Below are 24,225 nucleotides of genomic sequence, written 5' to 3' on the forward strand. Positions count from 1 at the left end.
TAATAAATCACACCACATAAAGTCTTAATGACCATTTTGTGGTGTCGAATTTATCCAATTAAGATTTCGAACAATATCGCCGATCAACATATAAACGTTTAGTTTTCACTCAAGGATAAAAAATGCAAGCTGACTAATTATGACGACTCTAAAACTAATTTTGACCGGAGTTGACAGATTGTGTAATATTTGTTTATCGACATAAATGGCGCTACACTATGGAAAAATCCTATTTAGATATTATCAAAATTAACAAAGAGTTACCGATGCTGGAAAAACATAGACAACAACTAATCAAGAACATTCTTGACCAGCAACAATTTGCAAGTGTTAAGAATTTGACCGAAAAATTGAACGCTTCTGAAGCCACAATACGTAGAGATATTAGAAAACTGTCATTGAACGGCGAAATAAAGAAAATTCGAGGCGGAGCTGAATCCATTAATAAGGACTCTAAGAACAAACACATCTTAAGTTCACCATTTTTTGTCGACAAAGAAAAGAACTCGACGACGAAACGACTCATTGCTAAAAAAGCAGCTGAGCTATGTGTCGATGGTGATTCGGTAATCATTAATGGTGGTACTTCGACGTTTATGATGGGTGAGTACTTATCAAATGTTCACATGAACATCTTGACCAACTCATTCGTGTTAGCGAATTACCTAACCGAGCAAACAGACCATCAAGTTACACTGCCAGGCGGCGAAATTTACCGAGAGCAAGGCATCATTTTAAGCTCATACGAGAAAGACAGTACTGAAAACTACTTCGCCTCGATGATGTTTATGGGTACGCCCGGTATTGGCAAGTTTGGCGTAATGGAATCTGATCCATTATTGATTCGCTCAGAACAGAAGCTGCACAAGCAAGCCGAAAAGTTAGTTATCCTAGCTGATAGCTCTAAATTGGGTACACGCAGTAATTTTGTGGTGTGTTCTTTGGATGAGGTAGATATTTTGGTCACAGATTCTGGAGCTTGCCCAGAATTAATCAAATGCTTCAAAGAGCATGGTATTGAAGTTATCATTGTAGAAAAGGCACCTGAAGATTAATTCTATTCGTTGAACTTATCCGTTCGTATACGAATCACTCTGTTTTAGCCCTGCTCACAAGTTTGGGCCAAAACAGATGTCTCTGGATGTAAATTTCACGTCATCAACCAATCTGATGTTGCAGCGCCCTTTCTGTAGAAATCGCAGTCGTTACCTTCAAACAGAATAAGGTGCCCAGGATCCTCAGCTATACAAAGTTAAATACTTCAAGTATCTCCCGCGCTCAAAAGATAGATAGCGTTCGAAATCGCTGAGCGCAGAACGTCAAGGTCAACAGCAATATTTCGCCTTGATTTCAACCTTTAGAAGGCTGAGGTAACGTTTGATTGGAAAATTCAAAAAAAAGCGGGATTAAAGAATAATCCCGCAGTCCTCATTGGAGATAGGACTTAAAAGTTAAGCAGCCCTCAAAATCACACAAAAGAGCTGCAAACCCCAACCAATTGAAAATTAGTCGTTCAGCTGATCAGATTGTTCAGCCATAAAATTTATTTCTAAGGCACCACTCACATTACAGATTCGCTGCACAACACGCTTGTGTAATCGCTTCCCAATTCTCAGCTTCAACCCATTCTTTCTTGGCAACCCATGTTCCGCCCACCGCAACCACATTAGGTAATGCCAAAAAGTCATTTTTGTTGTCGGCATTAATGCCCCCAGTAGGACAAAAAGAAGTGTCTTGAAAGACTGAAGACACAGCTTTTAAAAACGGTATCCCCCCCGCCAAAGATGCAGGGAACAACTTTAGCTCTGGAAAGCCAGCATCTCTTGCCAACGCTATGTCGGCACAGTTCGCAACCCCAGGTAATGCAACTACGTTGGAATCTACAAGCGCGCGGAGTAGATCAGGTGTGCAGCAAGGCGTCACGATATAATCAGGTTTTGCCAACAATGCTTCTGCCAAAATATGCTTGTCTAAAACGGTACCCGCTCCTACAACTAACTCTGGAAGTTCCTCTTTTATTGCCGTTAAAGTCTCCAAAGACGACTCTGAACGCAATACTACCTCAACCACTTTTAGTTCGGCATTCGCCATGGCTTTGGCAATTAATATCCCCTGTTCTACAGAATCAGCTTGAATAATCGGCAATAGCGTTTGACCCGCCATTAATTCAGAAAATCGTTTCATGAATAGTCCTACCTTTTGCTTACACAGTGCTCATCAGTCGCATGCAACGGTAATTGCATCGTTCACTTCTTTGATTTTATTGGAAAATGCAGCCTTTGAAATAATTGCTCCTGGATGCTGAATCACCTCACCTGCAGCCGCCGCAGCTAACTCAACCGCGTCGGTAATATCGAGCCCTTTCATGCGAGCGCCTAAATACACACCGTTAAATGAATCGCCGGCTGCAGTTGTATCTACCACATGGTCGATAGGCGTAATTTCAACTTGGGTGGACTCCCCATCGATGATAACGCAAACGCTTTTAGAGCCATTTTTAATCACTAACTCATCGATTCCGAATGCGCTTGAAAAATCCTGAACTTTGCTTAGCTCAGTGAAGCCGTAAAGTTGCTCTAAATCTTCTATTCCAGGTAACACCATATCTGACATTCGGAATGCACGTTCAAACTGTATTTTTGCTTCGGTTTTGTCATTCCACATGCGAGCGCGGTAGTTTGGGTCGAAGGCAATCTTCACGCCAGAGTCTTTCAGTTTTCTCAATAGATGCCAGAAAATGTCTCGCTCGCTCGGTGCGATGACAGCCAAAGAAATACCAGAAAAGAAAAATATATCTCCCATACACAGGTACCCAACATTCTCTGCACTCACAAATTGCATGATTTGTCGCGCTGCCGAATCATTTCTCCAGTACGAAAAACTGCGTTCTCCGTTGCTGTCGACCGAAATCATATACAATCCCGGAGACTTTCCTCGAGCACGTTGAACCAGCTCAGTGCCTACGCCTTCTTGTTGAAACGTTTCAACCATGTCATCGCTTAGGGTATCTTCGCCTACAGCTGTAAAGAAATTCACGTTGATATCACTGAATGCGCGTTTCATATAAACAGCACTATTGTAAACATCACCAGCGTAGGATTGTTTTAACAGGCCACTACTCGTTAGGGAAAGCTCAACCATGCACTCACCCATTAAATAAATATTATTCATCATTTGTATTTAGCTCCGCTGCACCTGTTCACATACATTGAATGGCAGCTTGTTTTGAAGTCACTTTCCTGTGTCTATACGATTAGACCGAGGCAACAAAAGAAACAATTTGACGATATTTGAACACATATGACCAAATACGCAAGTGAAAACCTCCATAGCACCGAATCAAAAAATAGTTAAGTCTTTGTATTTATTAAAATACATAACCAATCCCACTTCAGTCAAACATCTAAAATTTGATATCCATCACAAATATATCTCAATATGATTTTGTTCTCGGTTCATGAACTTGAGTAGTTCATAGCGTTAAAAAAATAGAATAACCGATATATTTCAGCAGGTTAAATAACATTCAAGAGTTTGCTAAATTAGAACATATCTCAACAAACCCTTCACAAGTCACAAAAACGACCGATAGTGACTGATTATGTTTTACTTTGACATTTTGAGAGTTAGCATGTCATTAGTCTTGGGCTCGATACCGACATTTTTGAAACATAATTGGTAAGCGTATTCCAGAGACGACTGGTGCGCATTGGCCTGCTACTCAGCATAATTGAGTAATCACCACTACGGGGCACCAATCAGCTTTAGTAAAACTGCACAACAACAATTAGATTTTGAAACGTGTTTGATGCGGTATCGCACGACTTTAAAAATATAAATAAAATTAATTCACAGGGGAACACATGTCGACAGCGGAAGAATTTGAAACTCAAGCGGTCTCTGCCGATAAATTACAAGGCGGTAAAACATTTGCTGCCAGTTACGCGGGAGAGCATGTAGCCGGCACCGAGTTCGTCATTGGAGCTCTGTTCGTGTCGTGGGGGGTTGGCGCGTCCGATATTATTATCGGGTTACTATTTGGTAACCTGCTAGCAGTGCTAACATGGGGCTTGGTGACAGCTCCTATCGCTACCGATACTCGATTGACGCTTTATGCATATTTAGAAAAAATTGCCGGTCCTGGCACCATTAAGCTGTATAGCATCATTAATGGTATGTTGTTCTGTGTTCTTGCCGGTGCAATGATCACCGTATCAGCATCTGCAGTCCGAGTGCTCTTTGGCATTGACGACCAAGTTGGATATTTCCCCACCGACTTTAGATTTGTTCTTGTTGTACTTGGCGTGGGCACTGTTGTCGTCTATATGGCGGTTAAGGGCTTTAAGAAGCTTGCAGCTTTTGCGGAGATCTGTGCGCCTTGGATGATACTCATGTTTGTGGTGGGCGCTTTAACCATGATGCCCACAACAATTGCAGCAACGTCGGGGGTTGAAGGGATCAGTAGCTTTAGTGATTTTCTGACTGTCGCCAGCGAATCAATTTGGAAAGATACCGAAGGTGACATAGGCATATGGCACGTGGTGGCTTTTGCCTGGATTGCCAATCTTGCAATGCACGGTTGTTTGGGTGATATGACCCTTTTGCGATTTGCCAAAAGCCCAAAATACGGTTATTTCTCTGCTCTCGGTATGTTTATCGGACACTACATGGCTTGGATCTGTGCGGGTATCATGGGGGCTGGCGCCGCAATTCTACTCAAAACGAGTATTACTGCAATTGACCCAGGTTCCGTAGCTTATACAGCATTGGGAGCATCAGGGATTTTAGCCGTAATTATCGCAGGTTGGACGACATCTAACCCAACAATCTACCGCGCTGGTTTAGCGTTTAGCTCTCTAAATCATCGCTGGGGCCGTGTTAAAGTAACCATCGTTGTTGGTATTATTACAACAATTATTGCATGTTCACCATTCGTGTTTTCGGGTCTACTGGGCTTTGTTGGCTATATGGGGCTACTACTAGCACCGGTAGGCGCTATCATCGTTGCCGAACATTGGGTATTTCCAAAAATAGGCCTGACTCGTTACTGGTCTAAATACAAAGGCAACACCACAAATTTACCTGCACTAGCAACTTGGATCGTATCAATGGCATTAGGAATAGTTGTAGAACAGGCCGGTTTGCTACACCTGTTTTTCATTTTAATTCCACTGTGGACATTCTCTACCGTTATGTACATTAGCTTGGCGTCTCTGTCCGGCGCCAAAGAATCCTACCCTGAAGCAGTTGAAGCTGAACGTATAGAGTTACAACGCAAGGCAAGCGAAGCGCAATACTTAGCGTCTCCTGCTTGCAGCGAAGCGGAACAACAAAAGACCGCAGGAATACTTGCAACAATGGCTAAGTACGCTTCTTGGGCGGCCTTAGCCAGCTGCTTGTATATGGGCCTTCATGCATATACAACGGGTGATATTGCAAACGTTACACAATGGCTCATTGCACCTACTCTGATTTACTTCATAACAGCAACCTACGCCTACCTCGCGAAGACCAATCGCTCAGCGTCGGTAACCGAAAACGCATCTGAACCGCTAGCTTAAGTTAAAATAACAGTTGTTCTAATATTAGGCGCTGAGCTCCTTTGTCTCAGCGCCTTTTTTATATAAGTTTTTCCTTCATAGATCATCAATCTCCCCCTCCCATATAATATATTGATGAACAAAAAAGCTATATCCCGTCACAATTCAACAACCAAATGACCAATATTGATTGATTTCAATCGACAACGAACTATTATGATAGATTGGGATTTGTTAGAGCCGTATGAAAATTATTCCATAAATGATTTGTAAGCTTGGCAATATTCGAAATTCATACAACAGGAAAAGTACAATGATTAACGAATTGTTTGATTTGAAAGGTAAAGTAGCTTTAGTTACTGGCGGTACTCATGGAATTGGTATGGCATGCGGAAAGATGCTTGCCAAAGCCGGCGCAACGTTGGTGATCAATGACATATTCGAAGACAATTTAAAGAAAGCCAAAGAAGCTTACGCTAAAGAAGGTATCGACGTTTATACTCTCATTTTCAATGTTGCAGATGAGCACGAAGTTCACAGCGGCATCAGCCAAATTGAAGATGAAGTTGGCCCAATCGATATCCTAGTCAATAATGCTGGCATCATTAAGCGCGTACCTATTTTAGAAATGGCTGTAGAAGATTATCGTCAAGTGATCGATATCGACTTGGTCGGTCAATTTATCGTATCCAAACGCGTTGCTCCTAAAATGATTGAAAAACGCCAAGGTAAGATCATCAACATGTGTTCATTGATGAGCGTATATGGCCGCCAAAACGTTTCAGCTTATGCATCTGCAAAAGGCGGTTTAAAAATGCTGACTCAAAACCAGTGCTGTGAGTGGGCCAAATATGGCTTGCAGATTAACGCCATTGGCCCGGGGTACATTGCAACAGAACAAACTGCCCCAATTCGCGTTGGTGGCCACCCGTTCAATGACCTTGTAATGACCCGCACACCAGCCAATCGCTGGGGTGAAGCCGATGACATTGGTAAAGCCGCCCTTTTCTTAGCTTCTAAAGCAGCAGACTTTGTGAACGGACAAGTGCTGTACGTTGACGGCGGAATCCTAGCAAACTTTGGCTATGTGGAAGGTGAAAACACAGACGCGAAATAGATATTTGTTGGCACGTCAGAAAGCAATCAGCTGATAAACACATAAATTATAACATCCCAAGGGCTACCGTTTGATAGCCCAGACTGGTCAACAATAATACGTCGACCGGAGCGCTGTCTCTCCCCGAGAAGTTTTAGGCCTCAGCCCTTACCGAGTTGAGGCCCTTTTTATACCTTGACGCAGCACACACCTTAATAATCCACTTCACTAAATTCAGCACAAGTTTTTCGAATCTCGAAGTTCAAATAATGATAATACAAACCTAATATTGCGGGTATTTTTAGTCATAGCGTTTATATGCTGCCACGGCAGGTGACTCAAGGGAAAGAGTTTTCCCATTGAACACTAATGTGCGCCCCCTGCCAATATAGAGCTCTTTCAATCGCTCATTGGGACCGATTGTTACCGCTGCAAAGCGCCCTTCAAACCGCAAAGCTAACTCCTCATTTTCGTACACATCATTATCTTTTTCTTGAAGCACAATGTATTGGGTGATGCGTTGCCCGTCTACTTCAGCTGTCACTTGAACACCTTTGAATATTCCCTTCGATATAAGTCGTTCCACCGAAATTAACGCAGGGCTATTGCCAACGTTCTCAGTATGGGATTCATAAGCAACAACAAACGGATTTGACCAAGTTTCGCCATGATGCCTGAGCAGTAGGGTCGGCAACGGTTTCTTGTCATATGGTGGCGGAGCTGCTTTAGATTGAGGCGCGTTAACCTTTGTCACTTCTGTATTCAATCCACCGGGAATCAACGCACGCATCACAACTGGATGTTCTGTCAGCTCTTTAGCAGTAAATGTTGCGAGTAGTGGTCTATGCGAAGGAGCAGTAGATTTGACCTCTTCAAAAAAATGCCATCCCGGATGACGATACTGACTGTGATATGTCCAAGGAAGCGTTGACGAATCATGATACCGCGAGGGGTCGTCCTTCATTGCAATAAATTCGCCATTCGACTCAATCGACACATCATCACCCACATTGTGGTAAACGTAGTCATGGAACTGTGAAGGTGTATCTGAGCGGGCTCGGTATACATCCAAATAGTAAGCATGGTGACCAGACAAACGAACTAATGCGACAGTGCGCTCATGCTGTGCCGGCGCTATTAAATTGAATTTATCATCAAATGTTGTTGTAGCAAATGAAAACGTATCTGACACCGCCACCTTGCCATACTCAGGTTCAATTGCTTGAGTCTCAACGGTATTGATTCCTAAATTAATCCAACCACCATGAGAAGCCGAAGCCCCGTTGCTAATGACTGAATTGTGAGCCGCAAACAAACGATAGTAGTTCTCATGAATGTCGGTTCCATAGGTCCACTTCCCTCCATCAATACCCAATACATATCCTTGACCATATAATTCTAGGTCCATACCTGTCGCGTGGCCATGGATATAGCTGCCCCCAGAAACAACCGACATGAGGCTATTCTTAGTTGGATTTTTGGAGGCCATGTTTCGCTGCACTGTTATTCCAGCATATGGCAGATAATTACTCCGAGGGCGCGTTGGGGCAGCGGCAATTTCTGCAGGTTCATCGAGATTATCAATTGACCATAACAACTGCAGCGGCAGTACGTAAGGGCTGGGATCATAATGGCGCGGTTCGAGCTTACCTCGATGATAATCGCCACTAGCCATGCTCGCAGTTAATAGTTTTGAAAACTGGAGGGATTGCTGTTCATTCCCATTTATGCTTGCAAGTTTCAGAGCCATCTCATAGGTGAGATATTCCGTTGCCATATAGCGATGTGTATCACCATTGTATGGATAAGCATCATTCGGAAACTGTAAATTATACATGGCCGTTAGCGACTGCGTGATATTCGGATATTCTTGACCTAATTTCAAATTCGGATAGATCCGATCAACTAACGTCATAAGATAAATCGTTAACCTTGTCACATGGCGGGAGTAACTTAAAGATTCTGGCCATATATCACCAGTTTTTTCAAAGTTCTTAGAGATCCTTTTTAGCGAAGCTTGATGCGCAGTATCTTTGTACAAATAGAAAGGAAGCAATCTGACTATCTCGTCGCCATCATCGAGCGCATGCATATTGTGGAGTAGACTTGCCGATTCAAGTACCGGCCAGTTTGAATCAAGTAACCCACGGTTCAAAGCTAATTCGACATAGGTTTTGAATACCTGCTGCGCCGCGTCAAAATCGAAATCCTTAAGCATGTCAGATTTTAAATCATAGATCTGCCCTCCTTGCTTCAGCCAGCTGTATATGAAGTCATAGATAATAGGTAATTGTGCGCCAATAATGCGCGCCTCAAGCAAATGATTGTCAGGGTACAGCCACCCGTTATTTTGGACGTTTTTCCCTTTTTCAATCTCTCCTAATTTGGTTTGATTCAAAGATGTTATAAACACCGACAACATATCCGCCGCGCATTGAGCATAATTTTCCTGTTGCGTCAGATAAAAAATAACACTGCAATCCACCGCGTCTTGTAAACCTTTTAGCATTGCAATCTGTGGTTCACGCGGGTGACCCCAGCGCATGTTTCCTTCGGTATGATTTCCTTGTGAGCGCCCATACACTAATAAAGTTGGCGTTTTATCCAGCTCTTCGGACCACACCAGTGGCAATGCCAACAGCTTTTCTTTGCGCTGCTTTAGGTTCGTTGAAGTACCTTCATCGGCTCTTGATTTTAGCGACTGAAATAGCTCTCTTGCCCATGAACTATGTTCAATTTTGTCCAATATTGCAGAGCGTTCACTGGCTCTCGCCCATATAAAAGGGCGCTGAGGTTGATTGGCAACCACATCATGTTTGGACGTTAAGTTTGCCTGTGTCGTGCCATCGGAACTGGGTGAGCATGCTGTAGTTAAGTATGTACTTATAAGCGTCAACATGCAGAGTATGATTATTTTCATTTGATACAAACTCCGACCTTATACTTTGAATGCATGGATTGAACAAAGCGTCACGTTAGTTCGACCATGATCCAGAATACAAATCACATAGAAAATTTGGTTCAAAGGTTTCCTGACTGATATGCGGCTACCGCGGTATTAGTAGAAAACCTAGCGGATAAAAATGATATTTGCGGATCATAAAAAAAGCGGTCTCAAGTAGAGACCGCTTTGGATAAACATACATTGAAAAGGCTGTTTAGAATTGGTATTGAAGACTTGCTACATACGTTTTGCCATCGTAGTTAATCCGGCTGACGTTATCTTCGTTTTCACCTACATATTCGTAACGTTGCTCGTCGGTCAAGTTATAAGCTCTAAAGTCGATCTTAAGGCCCTTCATAATTCGATATGATGCTGACATATCCAATTGCCCACGTGCTTTCACGTTCTTTTGATCCGGACCGTTAAAGTTTGAAGAACCGGCTAACGAGTACTCATCACGATAGTTGTAAGCCAAACGGAAGCTAAAGCCGTCATTTTCATAGTAGCCAATCACGTTGTATGAATTTGGAGAAATACCCACCAAACCATCTTCGCCGTCGGTTTCGTTGTCTACATGCGAGTAGTTCACAACACCACCGAAACCATTCCATGGATACGGCAAGAAGCTCAAGTTTTGTTGAATCGCTAGCTCATAACCTGTGACTTCAATTTCATCATCGCTGTTATAAGAAATATTGGCGTTCACAGTTCGATTAACGATGTCACCATCTTCTTGCTCATATTCATCCACTTGATAACAGTTGAATGTACCATCATCAAAATCTTCGCGATCAAGATCACCTGTATACTGGAACAGTTGGTCTGCATATTGTTCGCCTGGCTCAGGACAGATTTTTCTTTGTTGGAATAGTCCCGTAATGTTCTTTTTGAACACACCGACACTAATCGCACTACCTTCAGTGTTATACCACTCTAAGGACAGATCGTAGTTATCTGCTTCATATGGGTCTACATCAGCTTTCGGGAAGTCAACTTTTACGTTGCCCTCACCTTCGTTGACAGCCAGAACAGGTGTTTGTGAACGTAAATTCGGACGAACAATCGCTTTACTTGCAGCAGCACGTAAAATCAAATCTTCAGCCAACTCAAATGAAATATTGAATGACGGCAACCAATGGTCATAAGACTTGTTGAATTCTGTTGGCAATACTCGGTATTGATTGCCATCGTAGAATTCCTGAGCATTACCATCAATTGTAATATCAGTATCAACGTAACGAACCCCGACGTTACCGTTATAAACAATTGAGCCCACTTCGCCGTAAAAATCTGTCATCACGTATGCTGCTGTGATTTCTTCTTCGGCTTCGAAGTTAGTTTCCCAACGGTCAAGTACGTTGTCGGTATTGCGTTCAGTTCGACCAAAAAATCCGGTAGGCAAGCGATAAAAGCCTTCAGTATCTTTCTCGTCCATTCCTTCTTGTAAGAGACCAGACACATATTCCGTATCTAGCGTTAACCAACCTGTTTGTGAATTCAGAGCATTCTTAATTTCGCCGTTAAACCATGCGTTGTCTGTTTCAGTTTGAATTTGGTCTGTGAGGAAATGTGAACCAATCGCTTCGTGGTTAATAAAACCAGATGCAGGTGAAAAATCGTTATTTTCTAGAGTTTCAGTAGAGAAACGACCGCCAACATGGACCGTGGTCAATGCAAACGCATCATCAAATATACTCAAGTCGAGTGCGTGGTGAAAATTCAATTCAGCAGAATCCATATCACGCTTGGGGTTGTCAAAACGGCCAAGAACATAGAAATCTAGTTTTCTAGGGTCACTGACGTCACCCACGTTAAGGTTCAGTGGGTTACCCGCTTTGAATGGTTGATCGTAGTTAATCGTATCCCAACCATCGACCGACATAAACATGTTATTCATGTTACCGCGTCCGGTGTCGATCACTGTTGTGATGCCGGTTGGATCAATATTTTGACTCTTGTTGCCTTGCAACCGGAAATCAAAACCAGTTTGGTTGTATTCGTTTTCAGATTCTGACGTTGAGAAGATACCGTCGAGGCTCCAATCATCAGAAACATAATCAAAGTTTAGAAATGCGCCTTTTGCCTCTTCGAAGAAACCGAACACTCGGTTAGCCGGTACATAAGTTGCATTCTCAAGCGTTACACGAGACAGAGCATACACAGGAACTCGTTCTGTAGTCCCGTCATCATTATCAACATCGTTATAACCGGTCAAGAACGGCACTTCTCCAGCTGTCGGTACGATCTGTTGCTGATACCAGGTGTTCGCACCACGGTTTCGAACTTCAGAGCTCACTTGTTGGAAGTTACCGTCTTTTAAGTCACGTTGCGTATACAGCAGGTCAAGACCGACTTTGAGTTCATCAGTCGCTTGCCATTCAATATTACCCGTGAACGACATACGGTCACCATCGCTTTGCTCCGATAACTGCTGCATAGTCGATGATGCTTTAACCACTGCGTTTGGCTCAACGTTGCCAGCAGCGACTTGATCGGCAAACCAAGTGTCATAATCTGAATAGACATTACCGTTCAATATTTCTTTACGAGCAAATAGGACCGAGTCACGACGGAAATTTTGGTCTGAATAACCAATTTTGAAGGCAACCGCTAATACATCTTCAATTAAGTGCTTGCTAGCTTGGAACTTGTATTCTTGATCGTAACTGTCATTAAGATCTTCATAACGCGCACCCGCAGTCACTAAGAAGCGACCGTCTTTTTTAGACAAAGCTCGTTGCAACTTCTTATCAACGATACCAGCAATACCACCCTCCTGATGAGCAGCAGTTGGCGATTTGATCACAGTAACACCATCAAACACACTCGCATCAAAAGATCCAAATGGGTTAGGACTACCTACAGCAGAAGCGCTTCGGCTTGGCGTAGCAAATGATTGACCGTTCGCAGTTGTTTTAACAAAGCTACCGGGCAAACCGCGTAAGTTAATATCCGAAGTACGACGCTCACCTTCACGGTTCACCTGTACTCCCGGAATAACCTGAAGCGCCTCACCTAAATCTAATGCTGGCAGAGCACCAATGTCTTTCGCATCAATCGCATCAACAATTGAGCTTGCCGCTCGTTTGGTGTTCAAGGCACTTTCGAGAGAACCTCTCACACCAGAAACCTCAATAACCTCGACAGCCTCTCTCTCATCAGCAGTTAATGCTTTGCTCACTTCTTGCGCTACAACACTCGGCGAGCTAATTGCCAATATTACGCTCGCCACTCCAGACCAAACAGCAACACTTCCCTGTTTTGTATTTTGTTTTCCTGCTACGACCATGTCATCCCCCTTCACGTATGTACATTAGTCTTTATTTTTTTATATACGCAGCGTTAACCACGGATTAACAAACATCATAACAGCGCAACACCACCTAGCAACCAGTAACAATCAGTTTCAGTCACAAGTCACAAAAAAACATGACTTTGGTGCTAAAACATCGATCAAAGCAACACATGGAAGCATAATCAATCATGTTCAATCATTTATTCGACATTAAAAGTTAATAGCAGTCACAAGGATGACAATTCTCGTAGACTTGGGAAAGGGTGAAACTTTGTGGTCAATAAAGACCTATATGCACAACACTTCGTCGCTAAAACCATTTTGTTCCGGAACATTCTAAACAGCAGCGTTGAGGGCGGTATTTTGCGGTTTCTACATTGTCAAAAAATCAATATCCCCCCTACAGAGCACGTAGCGCTTTTCTTATAGCTCCACAGTAGTAAATCAAGCAATCGGGAGTGAGGCAACACTTAGATGGAAGATTTGGCTTATTTAGAGGAGAGTAGCTTTTATTACCAAAATAGCTGTGTACTGGAATAAAAAATGGCTAACCGAAGTTAGCCAGCCATTCAACATCAAATTCGAATGGTTATTTCTTCCATTTGTACATTTCAGAAGCAGCTAAGAGAACAGCACCCACACCATATAGTTGCGAATCAGTTTCCTTCACTGGATCTGGTGACTTACCCACATGCTGTACCCAGTTCACACGCCCATTCGGTGAAACGGCGCGTTCAATTGCAGCCCAACCTTTCTCTACCACTTCTTTGGATTTCGCATCAGTAAGAAAACCGTTATTTACACCCCAAGCTAAACCGTAAGTAATAAAACCAGTACCACTGACTTCAGGAGTTTTAACTTTGTCGGGATCCATCAGCGAGGCAGGCCAGTAACCTTCCTCTGTTTGAAGCTTAAGTAAGCCCGCTGCATTCTTTTTATAAAGCTCAATGTACCGGTCTCGAGATGGGTGCCCTTCTGGAAGCTCATCTATAATTAACGGTATTGCAGCAAAGACCCAGCCGTTTCCTCGCCCCCAGAACACAGGTTGACCGTTGTCGCTCTTCATATCGAAATAGCGGCTATCTCGGAAGAACAGCCCATATTCATCGGAAAATAGGTAGTCTGCAGATGCCCAAAACTCGCTATCAGCATATTCGAAATATTTCGGTTCTCCGGTCACATTACTCAGCATTAACCAGCTTCGCGGAGCCATATATAGTGCATCAGCCCAGCACCAACGTAATTGACAGTTTCCTTCTTGGTGTTGCTCCCCATGCCCACTCGCAGTGGCATCTAACATTTCCAATCCAACATTTGGCTTATGTGCCAAAATCCAATCAAAATGTTTTTGAGTCGGCTCATATGCAGCCTTGTTACCGGTTTGTTCTGCCAACCAAATGTAGGTTTGAGAAATAGTATGATCATCAGCGTGATACGGGCGTTCGGTCAATAACCCGTACTCCTGCTCCTTTGCCACTTTATCCATATAAGACAGAAAATCACTATTTCCTGCGGTTTCCGTCCATTTTGTTAAACCAATATAGAAGGCTGCTTGAATCCAGAATTTGGGATTCTCAGATTTTTCTCGGTGCGACTGTGGAATATACTCAAGATTTCCAAACTGCTCGATCTGCCACTGGCCTGCGCGCGTTGCAATATCATATGCCGATTCAGGAATACTCAGTGAGGATGATTGAACTGACTCAGTGTTCTGTATTGGAGCTTGTATCGAAGGCGCAGAGTTGGAGGCCTTATCGTTGCAGCCAGTAAGCACGAAGCCTATCGCGAGCGGCAATGCTGCATATTTCGTCAGGGTTTTAAACATAAAATTCACCTTAATTGCGCCGACAGTCTGAAGGCGCAAATCATTTTGTTATTTTTTCTTAAATGTGGACGTATCTTTGTCTAGTGTTGCATGCAAAAGAGGTCGTTGAACGGGCCCCTTTTCGCCCACTAGATATATTTTTCTGTCCGCTTTTCCACGCGCCTTTTCAGCCACAAGTACTTGAGCATCTGGATGTGCATTTTTAATCAAAGACGTAATTGAGAAGCTACCATTGTGAGCGCGAAGTAATTCAGTTTGTTTAGTAAACGAACGGCCGCTGTCTTGGCTATTCCAGGTTGCAAGTACGCCTTCTTTACCATCCTGATCAACCAGGAAGTATGTAATTCCATTCGCTGCATCGAGCTTAAAGTCACCACGCGAAACCCCTGTTGTTTGACCGTTAACTGACGCTCCAACTTGCCAAGCCTGACCATCCCAATGAACATGACGCGTCTGCTTTGGACCACCTGTCTTTTGGCCTAAATCAACCCCAACATTGATTGCTAAATGAGGGTTTCCCTTATCATCAAGGTAGGTGCTTCCGTTAAAGGTCCAGTGATCTCCGGTATCCATTGCGAGTGTTTGCTTCTCGGCGGCTTCCCGCGTCAGAGGCATCTCTAACTCTTGTTCAATAACATTGGTCCAAGTGTCTGTCTTCGTATCGAACACCATAAAATGTGCATCATGACGTTCAGTGGTATGGCCGCGTTCATTCGCACTTCCATCCCAACAAACATGGTAATCGAAGCTAACAATAAGGTCGTCGCCATTGCCGTGACCAACCCAAGCATACCAGCTATCTACCGCTTCTATATCGTCACGTCTTTTGTGCTTCAAAAATGACACCGGCGCTTCAAATGTTCGTCCGTTATCCGTCGATTTTTGATACACCCAATCACTTCGATGAGCGCCGTGCCTATAAAATAAATAGATGTCACCGTTATCCATTTTGAGCGCTTGATTGTAAGTACCAAACACAGAAGTATTATCGACTTCATCCCAGCCACTAATATCCAGCGGTTGCTTAGAAATAGAATGCTTGTTCGCACCGTGATGCACATTGCCAAGGGTGTTTTGGCCGTGGTGTTTATCTCCTCCATGACCACCATAGAAAATATGGATGTACCCGTCGTTATCAATCAACAGCGTCGGTTTACCATGATTATCCCATTTGGTGCGTTCAGCTCTTCGGCCTAACTCACTCGTTCCCGCACGAAACGGTCCAAGCCATGTCTGAGTATCGTGATTGTAAGCAGCTACATATGGATCTTCAAAAGGCCCCTGATAAGCTACATAAGTAATGCCTTCATGGTATTCACCTGCCGGATGCTGAACGACTGCTAATGGATTACCAGTACCGTTGTCAGCAAAATAGTTCACCATTGAACTGTTTGACTTGAGTGATGCTGCACCTGCATTTTGCATATCACCAGCGCAGCTTGAAAGTGTTGCTGCAACAAGCACAACAGTACTTGCAACCGCGATGCGATTGACGAATAAATTTTTGATTTGGAGGAACTTCAACATATTAAAAATCTCGCTCCGATTACTTATATTGCTCAAACAACTCAAAAAACTCTTGAGTCATATTTGGGTTCTGACGGGCCAGGTTCTTAGATTCACCTGGGTCTTTAATGATGTCGTAAAGCTCTACTTTTTGGTCAAAACCATAGCGAACCGCTTTCCAATCACCAATTCGTGCAGCTTGGTAGGTATCGCCAATCACGCCAGAATTTGGGTCACCCACTTGTTTGGAAAACTCCCAATACAAAGTTCGCTCTTCCATTGGCTCAGGAGAATCTTTCAGCAAGCTTTTAATTGACACACCATTGGTATGAACCCGAGGCACTATATCTAAGTTGACGCCTGCAATATCTGCCAGGGTTGGCAACACATCGGCAAATAGCCAAGGTGTACTGTCAACACGGCCCTTCTTAATTTTGTCTGGCCATTGCAAAATCATAGGGACGTGAATACCTCCGTCGTATAGATCACGTTTTTGACCTTTGTAAGGCACGGCAGCTTTCATCGTTAATGGATTGGCACCGCCTTCGTCATGTGGGCCATTATCAGATGTGAAAAAGATGATGGTATTGTCAAGCTCGCCTTGCTTTTCGAGTGTCGAAACGATCTGACCTACATACTCATCTAGCGCTGTAACCATGCCAGCTAAAGTCGCAAATGGCTTCTCAACAGGTTCAGGATAATAAGATGCGTACTTGTCGGTTGGATTACCATTTTGTATGCCAAAGTATGGCGTTTCTTCTAGATCATACTGGTCACTAAAGCGCTCAGGTACACCAAGTTCCGCATGGGGAGACGTATACGTCATCATGATGAAAAATGGGTTGTCGCGATCTTGCTCGATGTACTTAATGGCTTCTTCAGTGAACATCTCTTGAGCATAAGCGCCTTTGCGTCCGCCTTCATTTTCTTTAACGCGAATTTTCTGACCGTCTCGCCAAACGATTTGAGGGTATTGTCGATGCCCTTCAAGAATTGAGTAGAGTCCAAACCAAGTATCAAAGCCCATTGCAAGCGGGTCAGTGACACCCATCTGCTGGCCGATAGAATATTTTCCGAACAGGGCTGTATCGTAATCTGCGTATTTTAATACATGCGCTAAAGTCACATCTTTATGGTTTAGCTCAACCGTATTTGAGTTATTGGTCATGTAGCGACCATCGCGGCCTGTGAACAGTGACACACGAGAAGGAGAACAAACAGTATTTCCAGCGTAAGCCTGATCAAAACGAATACCTTTTTCAGCCATAGCGTCCAAGTTTGGAGTTTTGATCGGTGTATCGCCATAGGCGCCAACCTGATTGAAGCCCAGGTCATCAGTTAGGATAAAGATAATGTTAGGCTTGTCTGCTGCGAAAGAAAATGAAGATGCCCCTGCGAACAGAGCACCAGCAATGATGCCCTTAAACGTCTTAGCGTTAGTAAATTTCATGTATTCCCCTGATGATAACTATGATCAGTCCTTGTTTTGACTAATGGCGGCACACAGAATGCCAGTAGCGAATCAAAGCTAGTAACCTGTTTTTATAGTGAATGAATCCTACACAATTAAGACAGACCGAAAAAGACCTATTGTGATAATTTGTGACGCACTTTGACTGAAAACATGTGGTTGATCATGCTTTATTAACAAGTTGATCGGTTGGTCTAGTGTATGTGTCGTAGAAAATGTTAAACATTCGTTGACCATCACAACACGAGCAACCGAATTTTCGGTTGCACCACGGCGCTCATTGAAAAAGTAAGCGTCGTTCGTTTCAACTGTTTCATAAAGTTAACAGGGAGGTTTTGTGTAAAAGTGTGACTCAGTAAATGGAAATGGCCGCTTGATCAACGGCGTATAAATTAGGGTGGCCCTTCAATCAAAGCCACCCTCTGTGTTTGTCGTATTTAAAATACTAATGATGAGCTTCAGCCTGTTCGCCTGAAACATCGGAGTCTAAATCGTGATTTATATCCGCTGGGTCTCCAAAACGCTTATGATACAGAGATGTGATAATTGGAACCAAAATTGACGTCACAATCACGCTCGTTGCAATGAGAGCCGTTGCGCTTTGAGCCGCAACTGCAAACTTGGGTTCAATAGCCGCAATTGCTGCGGGGTTAGCTATAGCCGCGCCAGCTGTAGATGAAGCCGCTACACCTGCGGTTCCATTACCCTTGCCAATCCAACGGTCGGCAAATATCAGAGGAATACCGGTGATAATAATGACCGCTACACCTAATAAAACCCCTAACACTCCAGTTTCGAATATCACGCCTAAATTGATTGTATTCCCTAACGCAAATCCAACGAATGGAATCATAATAGAAGCTGCACGGCTAAAGAATTGGCGTAAGTTGATATCAAGGTTGCCTAAAATAAAACCGGCAAGGAAAGGCAACACGGCGCCAATGAAATGATGCAGTTCGAATGAGGCAGCCCCCACAGAGCCTAAAATGAGCATGGTCATCAGGGGGCCGGATTCCAACGACATTAGGATAAATGCACCAGATTCCTCTTTCGAACCATACTGATTCATTAAACTGGCATATAGCCCGCCATTGGTCATATCCATCGCTGACACGATCGCCAACGTCGATAAACCAGCAAATAAGCCGGCTTCAATGCCGTGTTCCGGCAATAAAGAGGCAGCAAAAATTGCGACAATCCAAGCTGTTGCAATTTTAGTAATCACCAAGGTACCCGATTTTCTTAAGACAGTTCCTGTTGATCCTAAGTCAATACTAGCACCAATACAGAAAAACCAGACCGCTAGAATTGGCAGAATTCCGGTCATGATTCCCTTGGTAAATCCACCAAAATAATCTGCAGAATCCGGAGCCAAAGTATTGATCACCGCTCCCAAAAACAAAGGAACTAACATCATGCCACCTGGCACCCGTTCAACAGCTTGTTTTATCTTCATTGTGTTTTCTCTTCAGATAGTGAATAGCCGGATATGCAACAGAGATGCATGGCCGCTCCTCGTTGCGCCCACCGAACTATTACATTGCATTAACACAATGCTCTCACGCATAACCAATAATTACCAGTCACACACAATCACATTAAGTTAAAAACAGTCACTAGATCATGTTTTTGAGATAAATAGTGGGGACCAGTAGCCCTTAGCGAGAAAAGTGAGTATCGAACAGTTCAGGTAGGATAACTTTGAAGGAAGGAGAAAACACAAATGTCTTCTCCCTCTCCTTTGATCGAATTCCATGATGGTTTATAAGGTGGCCTTACAGCGATTCAGGGCTTCTAGGTAATAGTAGTCTCCATAATTAAGGGCTCCGTTGACTTCGTCACCAGCGGGATAATGTCCCGTCGCTTGTTTTAACAGAAAGTTCCCGTTTTCTCCCTTTGTAGCAAGGTAGCTTGGCGTAGACAAACTGCGTAACATAGTCGTCGCTGCATCTATGTAACGCTGAGCTTCTTGGTCACCAACATAAGTGGCTAACTCCAGCAAACTACTTGCTAACAAAGAGGCTGCCGATGAATCTCGGACGTTATCAACCTCAGGATACTCTGGCGCGTTATAGTCAAAATACGGCACTAAATCGTCAGGCATATTTTTGTGAGTCAGTAGATAATTCACAATATTTTTTGCCTGGTTTAGGAATTTTTCGTCTTGGGTATACCGATAAACCATGGTGTAGCCATACGCTCCCCAAGCCTGCCCCCTAGCCCATGAGGAATCGTCTGCAATCCCCTGGAAAGTTTGTTTCCAATTTGGAATGCCTGTTGTTCGATTGTAATTCACTAGATGATATGAGCTGTAATCCTCGCGATAGTGATGCTTCATGGTCACAGTAGCGTGACTCACAGCAGCATCATAAAATCGCTTATCGCCGGATGCCTTAGCGGCCTCAAAAAGTAACTCTAGATTCATCATATTGTCGATGATCACTGGAAACTCCCACGCTCCCCAACTCCAAGAGTAAGTCAGCCCTAAGTCCGGATTATATCGCTCCATAAGCGTTTTAGCCGAATTTAGAATGACAGGCGAGTATGATTGATCACCGGTCAACCGCAAACCATTGCCAAAGGAGTTATTCATAATAAAACCGATATCGTGGGTTCTCCGATTGAACTGCTGGTCTTCGAGCGCTTTTGTCCACTTCGACGCTAAGTTAAGCCATTGATCACTTTGGGTATGTTCATATAAATACCAATAGCTGCCCGCGACAAAACCACTCGTCCAATCTAATTTGCCCGCCATTCGGGTTGAGCCGTTGGTATATGAACGTGGAATATTGGTGGGATCGGGATAGTCAGTGCTGAAGTAGCCATATTGCGTCGCTGCTTTATCTAAAGCAGCATCGCAAAAAGCAACTGTGTCTGTGGGCCAAACTGTATCCACAGCCGCAGTTTGCTTCTCTGTTTTGTTCAAATCAGTTGAAGAACAAGCGGACAACATCACGGCAATGGATGAAGCGATCAGGCTAATTTTAAAACTAGTTTTCATAGATTACCTTGGGAACCAGATATTTTTGAAACGATACAGTCGCCAACATCAGCGCATCTGCATTGAAATTTCTTCACAATTCCAAAAGGTTCAAAATGCAACTTACTATGGGCCAATCGTGAAGTTATGCAGAAACTAACAAACCTAAAGAGAAACCAAAAGACCACATTCGACCAAATGTGACCACTTATGCCAATTATTTGCATAGTTGTGATTTCCATCAGGTTGATTCAACTGAAAGTAAGGTGAGCAGCGGTGCTGGTTATGGCAGTAGCGATGAAGGTAGATCTAAGGGCTGAGCATGACGACTCGTACACATTTCACACGTGTGGAAGATGCCAGAATTTGACACTTCCCCCTTCGATTGCACAACGCATAAGCGCTGATTTCAGGGGGCACACGCATGAAATTGATAATTAACAATGAAACAACATGTCGCTTGGGCCCATCCAATTAATCCATTAAAATAGATTAAAAATAGCGATAGCATTTCATATTGTCCGTCCTCCTATTCTAAATTTCACTATCGTTTAATTCAGTCATAATCGTGTTTTAGAGCATCCGTTATCGAGCTATTTGAAACATCTCTCAAGACAATGCGCCTTGAAAACACTCGTTACAACACTCTCTATTTTTCCTATCACGGTTGGTATTTAGTCATTTCGGGTTGCTCAGCTCACAATCATGACCAATAACGACCCAACATGACTAAACCTGATTGCCGAGATTTTAAAATACTGATACGTTAATCAAAATTTAACGCTTCGTGAAAGCCGCTAATGTCTGTATACAATAAGGAATAATCATGAAATTGCTCTCTACTTTTGCACTTGCAGCAACTATTGCTTTGACTGGATGCCAATCAACCAATGCCATTTTGGAAAATCAACCTATCGAACTTTTTAACGGCTCTGATTTAACCAACTGGACTATTGAAAGTAATGGTAAATTTCATGTGTCAAACGGGGTCATCAAATTAAACCGAGGTACGGGCTGGTTACGCTCAAACGACAAATTTTCAGACTATGTGCTAACCATCGAATTTCGATTTATGGAAGAAGGCGCGAATAGCGGCATTTTCATTCGAACCCAAGGCACAATGCATGAAGACGAAAAAGGGTACCCAAATAACGGCTATCAGGTACAAGTGATGGACACGCTCGAAGGTAATGCTCTAGGAAAACTTATTCCTTACGGCGCCCCTGAGTTTCAACACACCTTCGATCTAGAAGCACTCAAACGAGCTTATAAACCACACGGACAATGGCATACCTACCAAATCACTGCTCAAGGTGAAACCTTCTCAATTGTGCTGAATGGTGAAGTCGTTAGCACAGCGACTAACATTAAAAATCTAGATGGGCATATAGGTATTCAAGGAGAATTCGGGTTATTGGAATTTCGAAAAATTGAGATTATAGAACTCTAATATCTGCTCTCGTTTCCCGGCGCTTGATGTCATTTATGACACTTTGATTGATCGCGCTTCATAAATCGTTTTCTTCGTTCAATACAAGTTCAATATCGGCATGACTGAGTGGCTATTGGAGAGTTCAATGAGGCTTGATGAAGTTGCGTATAGCGCTCAGTACAACCGACCTAAACTAACAGTCTCGACAAATTATCGGCAGACGCTGTTTAGTTAAACCAAGATCAACACTTTGATAAAGGTTCTCAAGATGTTCCGCAGTAAAACCAACAAACGCATCAACACAAAGCGCCCCCTACTAGGGTCGGTCTTATGTTTCACAGCAGTATTAATTACAACGGCTTGCTCAACCCCAACCAAAGTCGTTGCTGAACCGCTCACTCCAGTTGCTATCAACGAGCAAACATTCTTAGACAAACGTACAGCGTTGATCATTAAACACGCACATAACGACAGTACATTTGAAGCGTTACAAGACCGTATAAAGGACAATGATTCGGAAAGTGCTGAATACTGGCGCTGGCGCATCGACCAGTATCTCTATGGCCAATACCCTGAATATCAACCGATATACGATGCCTTCACACAGGGAAAAGGATTTCATGATATTTATGCTCTTCCCCAAGAAAATTTGGGACCAAAAAAATTGCCCTCTTCGGTCCAACCTGAATTGCCCAAAGGCTATTTCACCGATAATTTGCCCGGCAACCCGCACACAGGTTGGCATGACGTAAACGCAAATAAGGTATATGTCGTTTATCAAGGTCAACTCACAGATCCCTACATTGCAAGTTATGACCTAAAGACCCAAATATGGGATGGCCCTTTTAAAGCAGCACAAAGTACGCTGTCAAAAGGAGAACGCAAAATTGATAGCCATGGTCGCCCCATCATCGAACAAGACACACTTGGTCATTTTCATATCGTTTACGGTGGCCACGGAGGGGAACGTGAAGACGGACTTAATCCTATGTCGTTCGATACTCCACATGCCGGCGGAAGAATGCTACACGTTGTTTCTGAGAAACCTAATGACATCAGCAAATTCAAACAAGTCAACGACATCACTCCATTTGCCTCGTATACCAATAGTCAGAAAATGGCCAATGGCGACATTTACTTGTTTACACGCGCAGGTACGCATAAGTCTCCGTGGGTCTATTACAAAATGAAAAGTGGTAGCCAAACCTTCGATCCCCCCGTCATGATAACTTGGCCAACTACACAAAAAGGTGATCCCATTACGGTGGACACTTTCTATATAAACCCAGAGAAGGTCTCAGACACAGAAATTGCCATTAGCGCCCTGTGGCACGCTTGTAATTTCAATGAAATACACAACAAGACTAATTATGGGCGACTCAATGTCTATTACATGAAGTTAAATACTACAAATGACACGTTTTATAACGCCCAAGGCCAAACATTAACGCTACCGATCACCCTTGCTTCTGCGAATACAAATATCCTAGCTTATGACTCAAAAAAGTCCGGAGAAACAAGCTTTAGTACCCGACCACTAAAGCTTGAATCTAAGCAACCAGCAGTGGCCTACCAAGTAAGAGCACCAGGCATCCGTGAATGGCGAATGACATCCTTTACTAACGACCACTGGCAGCACAGCCAACCACTTCCCAATACGGACAATAGAACGCTTCTCGATGAGGCAAGTAACAACATCTATAACATCGTGAAACTAGATGTATTAGGAACAGGCGACAATTCCAAGAAAGCCATGGTGCTCTACAAAGATTCCAGCAATAACTCAGTATTCGCTTCGGCGATACGACAAAGCATAAATGACCAACATTGGCGTGTTGAACAAAAGCACCTCAGTGTTGCCAAGGCTCGCATTGAAATGAACTCGGTGAGGGATGATTCAGGCGAAACAATATCTGTTATCCTAAATATTAAAAAGGGAGCCTCTCAGCGCTTGTATCTCTGGCACGACGGTAAATTTCGCCCAAGCCATTAATATTTTGAATTGAGTGTGAGATAGCAACGGTGAAGGCCGTGCTATCTTACATCGTGCTCCGTCCCAACATCTCCTGCCCTCGTATGTTTATGCATTCGATCCAATCTCGCCGGTGCGTTTTAAGCACTTGGCAATAGGTCGAA

General features: G+C 43.4%; 14 protein-coding genes. 5 read left to right on the forward strand and 9 right to left on the reverse strand.

Features of this window, described 5'->3' with window-relative positions; translation table 11 throughout:
• The first annotated feature begins 218 nt into the window (after positions 1-218).
• Positions 219-1,055, forward strand: a complete 837-nt coding sequence (locus NAF29_RS13615) for a DeoR/GlpR family DNA-binding transcription regulator (protein ID WP_251262185.1) — start codon at positions 219-221, stop codon at positions 1,053-1,055.
• A 511-nt stretch (positions 1,056-1,566) separates the two neighbouring features.
• On the opposite strand, the gene eda is transcribed toward NAF29_RS13615, so the two are convergent.
• On the reverse strand, positions 1,567-2,184 hold the full coding sequence (gene eda, locus NAF29_RS13620) for a bifunctional 4-hydroxy-2-oxoglutarate aldolase/2-dehydro-3-deoxy-phosphogluconate aldolase (protein ID WP_251262186.1): 618 nt from the start codon (positions 2,182-2,184) through the stop codon (positions 1,567-1,569).
• Between the two features lie 33 nt (positions 2,185-2,217).
• The gene (locus NAF29_RS13625) at positions 2,218-3,174 is read right to left on the reverse strand and encodes a sugar kinase (protein WP_251262187.1); all 957 of its coding nucleotides are present in this window, start codon (positions 3,172-3,174) and stop codon (positions 2,218-2,220) included.
• Positions 3,175-3,863: 689 nt separating this feature from the next.
• Here NAF29_RS13625 and NAF29_RS13630 point away from each other — a divergent pair.
• Entirely contained in the window at positions 3,864-5,561 is a 1,698-nt protein-coding gene (locus NAF29_RS13630; protein ID WP_251262188.1) for a purine-cytosine permease family protein, read from the forward strand.
• A 292-nt stretch (positions 5,562-5,853) separates the two neighbouring features.
• Positions 5,854-6,657: a gluconate 5-dehydrogenase gene (locus NAF29_RS13635; protein ID WP_251262189.1), complete on the forward strand. Its 804-nt coding sequence runs from the start codon at positions 5,854-5,856 to the stop codon at positions 6,655-6,657.
• Positions 6,658-6,937: 280 nt separating this feature from the next.
• Here the strand turns inward: NAF29_RS13635 and NAF29_RS13640 are convergent, their stop codons facing one another.
• The 7 genes from NAF29_RS13640 to NAF29_RS13670 all read right to left on the reverse strand — a co-directional run bounded on the left by NAF29_RS13640 (position 6,938) and on the right by NAF29_RS13670 (position 20,678).
• The gene (locus NAF29_RS13640) at positions 6,938-9,556 is read right to left on the reverse strand and encodes an endo-acting ulvan lysase-like protein (RefSeq protein WP_251262190.1); all 2,619 of its coding nucleotides are present in this window, start codon (positions 9,554-9,556) and stop codon (positions 6,938-6,940) included.
• Positions 9,557-9,794: 238 nt separating this feature from the next.
• Complete coding sequence (locus NAF29_RS13645; RefSeq protein ID WP_251262191.1) at positions 9,795-12,869, reverse strand: TonB-dependent receptor; 3,075 nt, start codon at positions 12,867-12,869, stop codon at positions 9,795-9,797.
• Between the two features lie 595 nt (positions 12,870-13,464).
• On the reverse strand, positions 13,465-14,700 hold the full coding sequence (locus NAF29_RS13650; protein ID WP_251262192.1) for a glycoside hydrolase family 88/105 protein: 1,236 nt from the start codon (positions 14,698-14,700) through the stop codon (positions 13,465-13,467).
• A 48-nt stretch (positions 14,701-14,748) separates the two neighbouring features.
• Entirely contained in the window at positions 14,749-16,227 is a 1,479-nt protein-coding gene (locus tag NAF29_RS13655) for a BNR-4 repeat-containing protein (protein WP_251262193.1), read from the reverse strand.
• A gap of 19 nt (positions 16,228-16,246) precedes the next feature.
• Positions 16,247-17,656, reverse strand: a complete 1,410-nt coding sequence (locus tag NAF29_RS13660) for a sulfatase-like hydrolase/transferase (RefSeq protein ID WP_251262194.1) — start codon at positions 17,654-17,656, stop codon at positions 16,247-16,249.
• 466 nt (positions 17,657-18,122) lie between these two features.
• Positions 18,123-19,133 carry a 2-keto-3-deoxygluconate transporter gene (gene kdgT / locus NAF29_RS13665; RefSeq protein ID WP_251262195.1) on the reverse strand — a complete coding sequence of 337 codons (1,011 nt, stop codon included), beginning with the start codon at positions 19,131-19,133 and terminating at the stop codon, positions 18,123-18,125.
• A 306-nt stretch (positions 19,134-19,439) separates the two neighbouring features.
• Positions 19,440-20,678, reverse strand: a complete 1,239-nt coding sequence (locus tag NAF29_RS13670) for a glycoside hydrolase family 88 protein (RefSeq protein WP_251262196.1) — start codon at positions 20,676-20,678, stop codon at positions 19,440-19,442.
• 805 nt (positions 20,679-21,483) lie between these two features.
• On the opposite strand from NAF29_RS13670, the gene NAF29_RS13675 reads away from it, so the two are divergent.
• Both NAF29_RS13675 and NAF29_RS13680 read left to right on the forward strand, forming a co-directional pair.
• On the forward strand, positions 21,484-22,107 hold the full coding sequence (locus tag NAF29_RS13675; protein WP_251262197.1) for a 3-keto-disaccharide hydrolase: 624 nt from the start codon (positions 21,484-21,486) through the stop codon (positions 22,105-22,107).
• 250 nt (positions 22,108-22,357) lie between these two features.
• Positions 22,358-24,082: a hypothetical protein gene (locus tag NAF29_RS13680; RefSeq protein WP_251262198.1), complete on the forward strand. Its 1,725-nt coding sequence runs from the start codon at positions 22,358-22,360 to the stop codon at positions 24,080-24,082.
• Positions 24,083-24,225: the final 143 nt, after the last annotated feature.

Origin of the sequence: Echinimonas agarilytica, assembly GCF_023703465.1 — a bacterium.
GTDB lineage: Bacteria > Pseudomonadota > Gammaproteobacteria > Enterobacterales > Neiellaceae > Echinimonas > Echinimonas agarilytica.